The sequence below is a fragment of the Soonwooa sp. genome, assembly GCF_030151385.1.
In the GTDB taxonomy this organism is placed as follows: domain Bacteria; phylum Bacteroidota; class Bacteroidia; order Flavobacteriales; family Weeksellaceae; genus Soonwooa.
This window is the reverse complement of sequence record NZ_JASLDS010000029.1, coordinates 53,619-65,869: the sequence shown is the minus strand read 5'-3', so window position 1 is coordinate 65,869 and position 12,251 is coordinate 53,619. Positions and strand designations below refer to the sequence as shown.

Below are 12,251 nucleotides of genomic sequence, written 5' to 3'. Positions count from 1 at the left end.
AAGCCGATAAACAATATAAATAGTAAAAATTTCTTCATTTAAATAAACTTTTTTGAAAGTCTAAACACAAATGTATTTAATTCATTTCAATTATACAATAATTATTCCACAATTGTGATGTAAATTTGCAGTAAAATTTTTACTGATGTTTACAAGAAATAGAAGACTTAGATCTAATGCGTCTATTAGAAGTCTAATTCAAGAAACGCAACTTACAACTAACGATTTTGTGTTACCAATGTTCGTCATGGAAGGTAATAACAAAAAGGAAGCCATTTCTTCAATGCCAGGTGTTTTTCGTCAATCTGTGGACTTAACAGTTCAGCAGGTGAAAGAAAATTATGCCCTAGGCATCAAGGCTATCAATATTTACATGAAGGTTTCGGACAATCTAAAAGATAACACAGGAAAAGAAGCTTGGAATCCGAATGGACTTATGCAAACCACCATCAAAGCGATTAAAGATGCAGTTCCGGAAGTTATCATTATGCCAGATGTAGCTTTGGATCCATATTCAATTTATGGTCACGATGGTATCATCAAAAACGGAAAGGTGGACAACGATTCGACTTTAGAAGCGCTTGCCAATATGTCAGTGTCATTGGCAGAAGCTGGAGCGGACATTGTGGCACCAAGTGACATGATGGATGGTCGCGTGTTGGCGATTCGCGAAGCTTTGGATGAAGCCAATTATACAGATTGTGGAATTTTATCTTACGCAGCCAAATATGCAAGTGCATTTTATGGACCTTTCCGAAGTGCTTTGGACAGTGCACCAGTAGATTCGCAAGATATTCCCGAGGATAAAAAAACCTATCAAATGGATTTCCATAACTCTCGCGAAGCTATTACCGAAGTTTTGGATGACGTTGCCGAAGGAGCAGATATTATCATGATAAAACCCGGAATGCCTTATTTGGATATCGTTTCAAAAATCCGAGAAATTATCACGCAGCCAATCGCTGTCTATCAAGTGAGTGGCGAGTATGCGATGATAAAGGCGGCTGTGCAGAATGGTTGGTTGGATAATGATAAAGTTCTTATCGAAAGTTTGACAAGCTTCAAAAGAGCCGGCGCAGATATGATTTTCACTTATGCAGCACCAGAAGTAGCAAAGCTTCTTAATAAATAATTTTTTTAGGAGCTTGTTCCCGCTGTCCGCTATATCTTTTATGGTGACGCTCGGTCGGCTCCGCTACGCTGCGCCGCCTCACGTCACCACAAAAGGATGCCGCTTCCATCGGGGCTAGGGATTGCACATAAAAAAAGCCATTCAGGATTTCAAATCCTAAATGGCTTTCTTATTTATCAAAATTTTCAAAAAGAAAATTACTGTTAGCTTGATTGATTTTCCTACAAAACTATATCAAAAACAAGTTGAGTTTCTTTTTTTAGAAAGCTTCATTTTTAATCAGAGTAAAGATTTCGTTTGCGAATAATACTTATCCTTGGATTTCAATTTCACTCACTTTCCGAAGAATCTGTAAGATTGTTAGAAAGTTGCTTTTTGTTTTTTAATCCCAGCTTTCGAAGTTTTTCAGTTTGAGCAACAAGATTATCATTTCCTGTAGAAAGTTGTTTGTAGGCTTCATTATAAGAAGATTGTACTTGCTCGAGATTCTTGCCAACTTTTTCTAAATTTTCTACAAAACTAACAAACTTATCATAAAGCTTTGCGCCACGATCTGCGATTTCCAAAGCATTTTTATTCTGTGCATCGCGCTTCCAAAGATCCGCAATTAATTTTAACGATGTGATGAGGTTGGTTGGACTTAACAATAAAATTCGTTTATCATAAGCATAATTCCAAAGTTGAGAATCTGCCTGTAGAGCAGCATTGTAAGCCGCTTCATTTGGGATAAACATCATTACAAAATCCAAGCTTTTGTCATAATCGTCATAAGCTTTTAGACTTAACTCGTTGATGTGTTGCTTAACCGAACGAAGATGTTGTTCTTGCTTGATTTTAAAAATATCCTTGTTCTCTTCGTTTGCCATTTCAATAAAAGCATTTAAAGATACTTTACTATCGATAATAACATTGCGTTCATCAGGATATTTTATGAGCGCATCAGGACGCATTTTCTTTCCAGAAAACTCGGAATATATTGGATTCTTGGCGTTATCGCGCAATTCGTGTTCGAGGAAGTACTCGCGGTTTTTGGCAAGTCCGGATTTTTCCAAAATACTTTCCAAAATCATTTCGCCCCAATTACCTTGGGTTTTGTTATTGCCTTTGAGAGCTTGCGTTAGTTTTTGCGCCTCTTCCGAAATTTGCTGATTCAGAAGCTTGAGTTCAGTTACTTTTTGACCAAGCGAAAAACGTTCTTTAGCTTCTTTGTCATAAGTTTCGAAAACAGTTTTCTTTAACTCGTCAATATTTTTTCCAAATGGTTCAAGAATAGATTTTAGATGTAGTTGATTAAGATTCGTGAATTTTTCTGTTTTCTCCTCAAGGATTTGGTTGGCCATTTTTTCAAAATGCAATCTGCTTTGCTCTTGCAGCTTTTCGATTTCCTTTTTTTGATTGTTGAGAAGAATTTCAAGATTTTTATTCTGCGCAGACAATTCAGCATTTTGCGCAATCAAGTTTTGCTTTTCTTGTTGTCCAACTTCTAGCTTGTCTTGATGCTGTTTAACCTCAAATTTAAAATCATCAAGTAACTGAACTAGATTCGTGTTTTCAGAATTTAGTTCAGCTACTTTTTGAAGGTTTTGGAAAATTTTAGAATCTTGCTCATCAAGTTTTGATCGCAAGTCTGCTTTTTGCTTTTCCGAATTTTCTAGATTTGATTTAACAAAAGAATTTTCTGATTTTAAAGAAGCAAGATTCTGCTCTAGAAGAACCGAGTTTTTCGCAATCTTTGACAAATAGTAAAAATGCAAAATCACTGCACCAATCACAAACCCTACAACAACGCCAATTAGCAGTGATACTACATCCATTTGTTTATTCTATTTTTCGTTTTCTAATGATTCTTTTGCTTTTTGTAGTGCTTCTTTTTCTTCTTTACTAACTTCTGGGAATTTAAGATTCATGTCTTCCATAGTATCGATGATAATTTGCAAAGCCGCTAATCTTGTAAACCATTTTTTGTCCGCTGGTAAGACATACCAAGGCGCGTAATCTGTACTGGTTTCTTGGATTGCTTCTTCATAAGCTTTCATGTAATCTTTCCAATAGTTGCGCTCAACAATATCAGAGCTTGAGAACTTCCAGTTTTTATCATCTTCATTTATTCTGTCAAGAAAACGTTTCTTTTGTTCTTCTTTAGAAACATTTAGAAAGAATTTTATAATTCTAGTTCCATTGTTGGCAAGATTTTTTTCAAAATTTCTGATACTCTCATAGCGATTGTCCCAAAAGTTTTTATCGAAATCCTTTACATCTTTCCATACGCGTTCTTTAAGATTGAATTCCGGATGGACTTTACAGATCAAAACACTTTCGTATTGAGAACGGTTGAAGATGCCGATTTTTCCTTTGGCTGGAACTGCAAGATAATGTCTCCACAAGAAATCATGGTCGTATTCTTTTGCACTTGGAGTTTTAAAACTTGTTACTTCGCAACCTTGTGGATTAACGCCTCCAAAGACATGTGCTATCAAGCTATCCTTTCCCGCTGCATCCATCGCTTGGATAACGATTAGCAGAGATTGGCTGCTGTCTGCATATAATTTGTCTTGAAGTTGTGACAGTTTTTCCTTCTCTTCTGCTAGAAGTTGTTCTCCTTCTTCTTTAGTGGTGTCCGACTTATAATCAGTCTTGTGATCCGAAATTTTAAAATTTTTATTAGTCAAAAACTCTTTTGTGGAAATAGATTTCATATTTTGTTTTTATGTAAATGTAATAAAAAAAACCGCCTTTGTAAAGCGGTTTATGAGTTTTTAGTAAAGTAAAAACTTCTACTATTTTTGTTTTTTAGCAGTTTTCTTAGATTCAGCTGCTGGTGTAACTTCTCTTACAGTTGTAGCTTTCATTGGTGCTGGTGCAGCTTGCATAGTTACTTGAGCTGGTTGCGCTGTCATTGTTGTTGCAGCACCATTTCCAGCAACCTCTCCTTTAATTGTTAATACAGTTCTAGAGTTGTTAGGGTCATTAGAGAATACCTCAATAATTTTGCTGAAAGCTCCTGGACTATTTGTATTGTATCCTACTTTAATTTGAGCCGTTTTTCCTGGTAAGATAGGATCTTTGCTCCATTCTGGAGTTGTACATCCACAAGATGGTTTTACTTCTGATAGGATAAGTGGCTTATCACCAGTATTTTTTACTGTGAAGTATCTGTGACCATCGCTACCTGTTTCAATTTTTCCGTAGTCAAATACAGTCTTGTCAAAAGAAATTGATTGAGCAGATGCTAATCCGAAGCCTAATACAGCAACCATTCCTAAAAGTGTCTTTTTCATATTATTTTTTGTTTTGTTATTTAAAATATTAAAATTACTAAGAGTCAAAGTTATAAATAAATTTAAATATATCTATAAATAATTTTGTTTATCTTATTTTTGCAAATATTAAGCCAAAAAAACATTTAGTAATGCAGATTGCAGATAAATATAATCCTCAAGAGACCGAACAAAAATGGTATAACTACTGGTTGGAAAACAAATATTTCCATTCGACACCAGATGATAGACCGCCTTACACGATTGTAATTCCACCTCCTAACGTGACTGGAATCCTTCACATGGGACATATGTTGAACAATACGCTTCAGGATGTGTTGGTAAGACGTGCGAGAATGAAAGGTTTCAATGCTTGTTGGGTGCCAGGTACTGATCACGCTTCTATTGCAACGGAAGCTAAAGTTGTTGCCAAACTAAAAGAGCAAGGGATTTCTAAAACCGATATCGGTCGTGAAGAGTTTCTAAAGCACGCTTGGGATTGGACGCATCAATATGGCGGGACGATTTTGGAGCAATTGAAAAAGTTGGGATGTTCTTGCGACTGGGATCGTACGAGATTCACAATGGAAGATAATTTGTCAAAATCGGTTATTAAAGTTTTTGTAGATCTTTATAATAAAGGATTAATCTACAGAGGTTACAAAATGATCAATTGGGATCCTGAAGCTAAAACAAACATTTCGGATGAAGAAGTAATCTTTAAAGAACAACAAGGAAAATTATTTTATTTAAAATACAAAATCCAAGGTTCGGAAGATTTTGTGACTGTTGCAACGACGCGTCCAGAAACTATTTTCGGAGACGTTGCGGTTTGTGTTAACCCAAATGATGAACGTTACAAAGCTTTGAAAGGTAAAAAGCTTATCGTGCCAATTGTTAATCGCGAAATTCCTGTTATCGAAGACGAATATGTTGATATCGAATTCGGGACAGGTGCTTTGAAAATTACACCAGCTCACGATCTTAATGACTACGAAATTGGTAAAAAACATGATTTGCCAATGATCGATTCTATGGATAATGACGCTAATCTTAATGAAAATGGATTGCATTATGCTGGAAAAAATCGTTTCGTTGTTAGAAAGGAAATCGCTAAAGAATTAGAAGAAAAAGGTCTTTTGTTAAAGGCTGAAGATTATACCAATAAAGTTGGAACTTCGGAAAGAACAGGCGCTGTGATTGAGCCTAAAATTTCTGTACAATGGTTCCTGAAAATGGCAACACTAGCAAAACCGGCTTTGGATGTTGTAATGGATGATGAGGTTAAGTTTTATCCTGAAAAGTTTAAAAACACTTATCGTCATTGGATGGAGAATGTTCATGATTGGAATATTTCGCGTCAGCTTTGGTGGGGACAGCAGATTCCTGCTTTCTATTATGGGATAGGAGAGAATGACTTTGTAGTTGCAGAAACCATTGAAGAAGCATTAGTACTCGCTAAAGAAAAGACAGGAAATGCAGCTTTAACAATAGAAAACTTAAAACAAGATGAAGATGCTTTAGATACTTGGTTTTCGTCTTGGTTGTGGCCAATTTCTGTTTTTGAAGGAATCTTAGAACCAAATAACAAAGACATCAATTACTATTATCCAACTTCGGATTTGGTGACGGGTCCAGATATTATTTTCTTCTGGGTTGCTAGGATGGTGATGGCTGGTCTAGAATATAGAAAAGAAATTCCGTTTAAAAATGTTTATTTCACGGGAATTGTTCGCGATAAGCAACGTCGTAAGATGTCAAAATCTTTAGGAAACTCTCCAGATCCAATCGAATTGATTGAGAAATATGGTGCAGATGGTGTTCGTGTTGGGATTTTGTTAAGTTCTGCGGCGGGTAACGATTTATTGTTTGATGAAGATTTGATGTTGCAAGGACGTAATTTTGCCACTAAAATTTGGAATGCCTTTAAACTGACTCAAACTTGGACGAAAGATGCTTCTATAAAAGCTGATGATGCGGCAAGTCAAGCAATTAATTGGTTCGAGCAGCAACTTGATAAAAGCATTTTGGAAATGGAAGATCATTTTTCAAAATTCCGAATTTCAGATGCGCTTCATGTATTGTACAAGTTGATTTGGGATGATTTCTGTTCTTGGTATTTGGAAGCTGTGAAGCCAAATTATGGTGAAGCTATCAGTGAAGAAGTTTATAATAAAACAATTTCTTATTTTGAAGAGTTAATGAAGTTGTTGCATCCATTTATGCCTTTCTTGTCAGAGGAAATATGGCATATTATTAGCGATAGAACAGCTGATGAGGCTTTGATTATTGCACAACAAAAGAAGGTTGAAACTTTTGACGAAGCTTTAATTGCAAATTTTGATTTTGCTAAAGAAGTGATTTCGGGAGTAAGAAATTATAGACAGTCAAAAGGAATTTCGCCAAGAGAAGAAGTTGAAATTTTTACAAATGCCGCATCGTTTGCAAATCAAGCTGTGATTTCAAAATTGGCTAATTTACAAGCGGTTCATTTTGGTCAAAAAACTGATAAACCTAGTTTTAGTTTCTTGGTTGGTGCAACAGAATGTGCTATTCCACTAAGCGAAAATTTAGACTTAGGCGAAGAAAAAGAAAAAACAGAAGAAGAAATTAAATATCTAAAAGGTTTCTTAATCTCTGTTGAAAAGAAATTGTCAAATGAAAAATTCATGGCTGGCGCGCCACAACAGGTTGTTGATAACGAACTGAAAAAGCAGCGTGATGCGATGGATAAGATTGCAATTTTAGAAGAAAAATTAAAAACATTATAATACTTAAGAATTATTCTTTACTTTCACAAGAATGAATCATATAGAAAATATCACGAAATTATTTTCAAAATCACATGTAGAAAATCCGCTTCTCGAAAGTTTTGAGGCGGGTTCTCTACATATTTCATCAGGAAGATTGGTCGCTTGCGATCCAGTCGTTACGCCGGACAAAACGCCTTTTAATCAACTGTTTCCGACAGGCGATTTTCCAGTGCTTATTCATAAAGAAGCAAGCAGCAATTGTATTGCATATTCAGAAATTATTTTTGCTGACGAGAAAGTTGATACTTGGGTAATGGCTTTGTGCGATGATCAAAAATTAGAAGACTTGGAAGATGGCGAAATTTTTGGCTTTCCAGTTGAGTCGGGAATGGCAGGATTGATGGATTTTGACACGCAAGCTAAAGTCAATCTTTTGGAACAGGAGCTTTTCAAAAAGAAAGGCGCCGATTTTTTAGGATTGTACGAAGAGTTTTTTCATAGCTATTTTTATGATAGTGATGGTGCCATCGACCAATTCGCAATGATGAAACCTTATCCAGAAGAAGCTAACAATCTTTTGGCTTTTGAGGCTGGTTATGGAGAAGGCTTTTATGCTTCTTACATAGGATACAATAAAGATAAACAACCAGTAAAATTTGTCACAGAATTCATAGAAATTCAATAAACGCTAAAACATGATAAAAGTTACACAAAAACATCCTTTGATAGTTGTTGTTGGGAGTTCTTCAATAGATTTTGTTTTAGAAACTTCCAAAATTCCGCAAGCTAATGATACGATTCTGGCATCCGAATCCAAGAGTTTTCTAGGAGGAAAAGGTGCTAACCAAGCGATTGCAACGGCAAGGTTGGGCGCGAATGTTTATTTGATTAGCTGCGTTGGGATGGATCCTTATGGACAGCAAGTTATCAGAAATCTGGATGACGAAAATGTTAATGTAGCTTTTGTTAATGAGACCGACGAGCCTACAGGAACAGCCTATGTAACAACTTCTGCGGAAGGTAACGCCATTGTTGTAATTCCTGGCGCCAATTATAAATTGGGAAAACGTTATATCGACGAAGCCGATCGTTTTATACAAAGTGCAGATTTGGTTTTGATGCAAATGGAAATTCCAGCGGAGACCATTAATTATGTTGCTGAAAAATGTAAGAAATATTCTAAAAAACTAGGTGTTTATGCAGCGCCAGCAGCGCATTTGTCTCAAGAGGTTGTAGAAGCGGCCACTTTTATCGTTGCTAAAAATCATGATGTTAAAACTGTTTTTGGCGATGTGCCTGTAGAAAGCATTATGAAGAGTTTGCCAAACAAATTGTTTTTGCGTGATGATGCCAATTCCACCAGTTATTATGATGGCGCCGAAATGAAATATTTCCGCGAAAATCCTAGTAAAATGGTCAACAAAATGGGAATGGGCGATGCCTTTACTTCTGGTTTTGCGATTGCGCTTTTGCATCAAAATGACATTGAAGATTGTGTGAAATTCGGTAACAAGATTGCGCTTCGTGCCGCAAGTCAGCTGGATTCTCAAAAAGGTCTTCCAAACCTTAAAGAACTTAAATAAAATTCTTTTCTCCAATGAAGGAGTTGTTGATAAAAGCTGAGGATGGATATCATTTAGCCGCGACTTTGTTTGTGCCCGAAGTTGATAAGAACAAGGTTTTGATTATCAATTCGGCGACAGGTGTTAAGCAACAAATGTATTTTGGATTTGCTCAGTTTTTAACGCAAAATGGTATCACGGTTATCACTTACGATTATCGTGGCATTGGATTGTCTAAGCCTAAAAGTATGAAAGGCTTTTCTGCCACCATGCGAGATTGGGGAAACTTGGATTTCAAGGCGGTGTCAGATTATATGTTGGAGCAATTTCCGCAGCATTCCAAATATTTGCTAGGTCACAGTGTTGGCGCTTTAATTCTTGGAATGAATCAAAATTCTGAAGTTTTCGAAAAAGTTTTTTTTGTGGCAACTCAAAATGCTTATGTTGGCTATCTTAATTTTAAAACAAGAATTTCGGCTTATTTCGGTTTTGGCTTAATGCAACCTTTGTCAACTAAATTATTCGGTTATTTCCCTGCGCATCGCTTTGGATTGGGCGAAAGTTTGCCAGGAGGTGTTGGTGCAGATTGGCGAGATTTAATTTTAAAACAAAAATCAACCGACTTTTTACTCGAAAATTCTAAAGTTAATATTTCGAAAGAAATTTCGAAGGAAGTTTTTGTACTTTATGTAGAAGATGATTCTTGGTTAACTAAAAATGGCGTTGAATCGCTATTGAAAAGTACTTATCCAAAGCTAAAGCCAAAATATCATTTATTAAAAACCAAAGATTCTGAAGTTGGTAAAATTGGACATGTCAATTTTTTCAGAAGTTATAATCAAAAACTTTGGTCAATTATTTTAAACGAAATTATTTAATGGAAAATATCATAAGCAAAACTATAAAATTCGTTCAACAAAAATTAGAAGGCGCGGAAGCTGGACACGATTGGTTCCATATTGAGCGTGTTTGGAAATTGTCAAAAAAGATTGCCGCAAAAGAATCTAATGATTCCGAAATTGTAGAACTTGGGGCTTTATTGCATGATATTGCTGACCCAAAATTTCATAACGGTGACGAAACCGTAGCACCAAAAGTGGCTCGAGAATTTTTGGAAAGTTGCAATTATCCTGATGATAAAATCGAACAAGTTATTTTTATCATCAATAATATTTCGTTTAAAAATAGAAATGAAGCGCCCGAAAATCTTCCGATAGAACTAAAGATTGTCCAAGATGCTGATCGTATCGATGCGATTGGTGCTATTGGGATTGCCAGAACTTTTAATTTTGGAGGTTTTAAAAACAATTTGATGTACGATCCTAATTTGCCACCACAACTTGGAATGTCAAAAGAGGAATATAAAAAATCGAATGGAACGACGATTAACCATTTTTACGAAAAGCTTTTGTTGTTAAAAGATTTGCTAAATACCGATTCTGCAAAGGAAATAGCAGAAGAGCGTCACCAATTTATGCTCGCTTTTTTAGACCAATTTTATAAAGAGTGGAACGTCGACTAGGCTGTAGTTTCAAAAGCTTTCTTATCTTTGCAACATGTATTTAATAATAATTCTTATTTTTTTATTACTCTGTGCGTCCTTAATATTGTCTTTGTACAAGAAAGGGCGGTTCGCAGTTGTTAGCAAAATCATAAGATTTATTATTGTTATTGGGAGTATTGTATACTTCTCTTATTGGTTTGTAGAGCGTAGTCTTAGCCAGTTTTTAGAAAACTCAATGGCTGTACAAGTGATCAACCATTTGCCACAACCAATAGATTTTTACATTATTCGCGTTGATGATAATGTAAAAGGTGAAGACAAATTTTCTTCGAAGCATCTTGGTCGCATTCGTCCAGATTATTACCGAATAGAGTATCTTAACATGCAGAATTCTGGTGAATTTTGGATTGTTGGGTATATCAAGAAGTCGAGAATGGTTTATTTCTCGCAACATGCGATTCCGTCAGGTACACAAGATCAAGTCGTTGAGGTTCGTAATTACATTAATCAAAGTCAAAAACTGTCAGGTATTGCCTCTGATCAAGTTGGATTTTTAAAATACGATAACATCAAAATTAGTATCTGGGTAACACTGGATTTACTATTGATTTTCCTTAATTCGGTCTTACTTTTTAGGCGAAAGTAAAACTGATTCTATCTATCATAAACAAGTTTAATTTTAATTAAAATCAAAGTTTCTAGCACAGATTTTGTGCAGAATTTTTATACTATGAATATACAAGCAAAATTAGAATTAGGTAACCAAGCCTTTCTCAATTGGAGAAGCCAAAGTTTTGAAGAACGTCAAAAATTGTTTTCAAAAATGGCGGATTTAATGAGAGCAGATGTTGACAAATATGCGGTTACGATTACTAAAGAAATGCACAAACCGATTACCCAGTCCATCGCGGAAATCAATAAAACTGCTGGAATGCTAGATTATTATGCGAACTGCAAAAATGTTTTAGCGCCTGAGAATATCGAAACCGAATTTAATGTTTCTGAAGTTCATCATGCACCAATGGGAATTATTTTGGGCGTTATGCCTTGGAATTTTCCTTTTTGGCAAGTTTTGAGATTTGCGGTTCCTGCAATCTTGGCAGGTAATGTCGTTGTGTTAAAACACGCTTCTATTTGTTTTGGGACTGGACGACTAATCGAGGAATTGTTTGTACAAGCAGGTTTCCCTGAAGCAGTATTTCAGAACTTTGAAGTTGGACATCAAGAAATTCAAGAGATTTTAGAAAGTCCTTATGTGCAGGGTGTAAGCTTGACAGGTAGCGGAAAAGCGGGCGGCGAAGTGGCGTCGATTGCTGGTAAAAATATTAAAAGATCTGTCTTAGAATTGGGTGGTAGCGACGCTTATATTGTTTTGGATGATGCCGAAATTCTAAAAGCAGCCAAAGAAGCACCTCGTGGAAAACTACAAAATACAGGTCAAGTTTGTAATGCTGCAAAACGTTTCTTGGTTCAAAAATCTGTGGAAAATGAGTTTATTCCAGCTTTTGTAGAGGAATATAAAACTTATGTTCCTGGCGATCCAATGGATAAAAACACACGTATTTCGAAAATGGCTAGAAAAGATCTAGCGGACGAATTGTTGGCACAATATGATAAAGCCATTGCAAACGGCGCCGAAATTGTGCTGCCTTTGGAGCGAATTTCTGACCAAGAATTAAAACCTGGAATTATCAAAGTAAAAGCTGGAAATCCGATTCTTCAAGAAGAATTATTTGGTCCTTTGGCAATGTTAATGGTCGGCGAAACGGATGAAGAGTTATTGGCTTTGGCAAATGATATTCCGTTTGGTTTAGGAAATGCGATTTGGACGAAAGATAAAAAACGTGCGCAATTCTTTATTGATAATTTGGAATCAGGAACGGTTTCTATTAATAAGTCAACAAGTTCTGATGCGAGATTACCGTTTGGTGGTGCCAAACAATCTGGTTATGGTGTAGAACTTTCGACAGTTGCACTTAAAGAATTTACGATTACAAAAACTGTTGTTGGAAATATTTAATGATTAAATGTTTTTAATTTGGA

At 35.8% G+C, this 12,251-nt stretch carries 10 protein-coding genes and 1 pseudogene; 8 read left to right on the top strand and 3 right to left on the bottom strand.

The features are described 5' to 3' along the window. The first annotated feature begins 145 nt into the window (after positions 1-145). Complete coding sequence (gene hemB, locus Q1V95_RS04835) at positions 146-1,132, top strand: porphobilinogen synthase (RefSeq protein ID WP_300670974.1); 987 nt, start codon at positions 146-148, stop codon at positions 1,130-1,132. Positions 1,133-1,461: 329 nt separating this feature from the next. On the opposite strand, the gene rmuC is transcribed toward hemB, so the two are convergent. From rmuC to Q1V95_RS04820, 3 genes and pseudogenes are all read right to left on the bottom strand, one after another. Then, the gene (rmuC, locus tag Q1V95_RS04830) at positions 1,462-2,946 is read right to left on the bottom strand and encodes a DNA recombination protein RmuC (RefSeq protein WP_300670970.1); all 1,485 of its coding nucleotides are present in this window, start codon (positions 2,944-2,946) and stop codon (positions 1,462-1,464) included. Between the two features lie 9 nt (positions 2,947-2,955). Next, positions 2,956-3,828: a polyphosphate kinase 2 family protein gene (locus Q1V95_RS04825; protein ID WP_300670963.1), complete on the bottom strand. Its 873-nt coding sequence runs from the start codon at positions 3,826-3,828 to the stop codon at positions 2,956-2,958. Between the two features lie 225 nt (positions 3,829-4,053). Further along, positions 4,054-4,410: pseudogene (locus Q1V95_RS04820) on the bottom strand (DUF1573 domain-containing protein); the annotation flags it as partial. Positions 4,411-4,541: 131 nt separating this feature from the next. Between Q1V95_RS04820 and Q1V95_RS04815 the strand changes: the two are divergent. The 7 genes from Q1V95_RS04815 to Q1V95_RS04785 all read left to right on the top strand — a co-directional run bounded on the left by Q1V95_RS04815 (position 4,542) and on the right by Q1V95_RS04785 (position 12,228). Continuing rightward, the gene (locus Q1V95_RS04815; protein WP_300670961.1) at positions 4,542-7,160 is read left to right on the top strand and encodes a valine--tRNA ligase; all 2,619 of its coding nucleotides are present in this window, start codon (positions 4,542-4,544) and stop codon (positions 7,158-7,160) included. A gap of 31 nt (positions 7,161-7,191) precedes the next feature. After that, positions 7,192-7,827 carry a DUF4241 domain-containing protein gene (locus Q1V95_RS04810; RefSeq protein ID WP_300670958.1) on the top strand — a complete coding sequence of 212 codons (636 nt, stop codon included), beginning with the start codon at positions 7,192-7,194 and terminating at the stop codon, positions 7,825-7,827. Between the two features lie 10 nt (positions 7,828-7,837). Next, the gene (locus tag Q1V95_RS04805; RefSeq protein ID WP_366143269.1) at positions 7,838-8,725 is read left to right on the top strand and encodes a PfkB family carbohydrate kinase; all 888 of its coding nucleotides are present in this window, start codon (positions 7,838-7,840) and stop codon (positions 8,723-8,725) included. Between the two features lie 14 nt (positions 8,726-8,739). Further along, positions 8,740-9,582 carry an alpha/beta fold hydrolase gene (locus Q1V95_RS04800; RefSeq protein ID WP_300670956.1) on the top strand — a complete coding sequence of 281 codons (843 nt, stop codon included), beginning with the start codon at positions 8,740-8,742 and terminating at the stop codon, positions 9,580-9,582. Beyond that, positions 9,582-10,226 (top strand): HD domain-containing protein, encoded by a 645-nt coding sequence (locus Q1V95_RS04795; protein WP_300670952.1) that lies wholly within the window; start codon positions 9,582-9,584, stop codon positions 10,224-10,226. The genes Q1V95_RS04800 and Q1V95_RS04795 overlap by 1 nt, the downstream gene beginning before the upstream one ends. Before the next feature lie 91 nt (positions 10,227-10,317). Beyond that, positions 10,318-10,854, top strand: a complete 537-nt coding sequence (locus Q1V95_RS04790) for a hypothetical protein (RefSeq protein WP_300670949.1) — start codon at positions 10,318-10,320, stop codon at positions 10,852-10,854. 84 nt (positions 10,855-10,938) lie between these two features. Then, the gene (locus Q1V95_RS04785; protein ID WP_300670948.1) at positions 10,939-12,228 is read left to right on the top strand and encodes an aldehyde dehydrogenase family protein; all 1,290 of its coding nucleotides are present in this window, start codon (positions 10,939-10,941) and stop codon (positions 12,226-12,228) included. Positions 12,229-12,251: the final 23 nt, after the last annotated feature.

Excerpts from the sequence above, each read along its gene's own strand:
- hemB (WP_300670974.1), top strand. The coding sequence starts at position 146 with ATGTTTACAAGAAATAGAAGACTTAGATCTAATGCGTCTATTAGAAGT.
- rmuC (WP_300670970.1), bottom strand. The coding sequence starts at position 2,946 with ATGGATGTAGTATCACTGCTAATTGGCGTTGTTGTAGGGTTTGTGATT.
- Q1V95_RS04825 (WP_300670963.1), bottom strand. The coding sequence starts at position 3,828 with ATGAAATCTATTTCCACAAAAGAGTTTTTGACTAATAAAAATTTTAAA.
- Q1V95_RS04815 (WP_300670961.1), top strand. The coding sequence starts at position 4,542 with ATGCAGATTGCAGATAAATATAATCCTCAAGAGACCGAACAAAAATGG.
- Q1V95_RS04810 (WP_300670958.1), top strand. The coding sequence starts at position 7,192 with ATGAATCATATAGAAAATATCACGAAATTATTTTCAAAATCACATGTA.
- Q1V95_RS04805 (WP_366143269.1), top strand. The coding sequence starts at position 7,838 with ATGATAAAAGTTACACAAAAACATCCTTTGATAGTTGTTGTTGGGAGT.
- Q1V95_RS04800 (WP_300670956.1), top strand. The coding sequence starts at position 8,740 with ATGAAGGAGTTGTTGATAAAAGCTGAGGATGGATATCATTTAGCCGCG.
- Q1V95_RS04795 (WP_300670952.1), top strand. The coding sequence starts at position 9,582 with ATGGAAAATATCATAAGCAAAACTATAAAATTCGTTCAACAAAAATTA.
- Q1V95_RS04785 (WP_300670948.1), top strand. The coding sequence starts at position 10,939 with ATGAATATACAAGCAAAATTAGAATTAGGTAACCAAGCCTTTCTCAAT.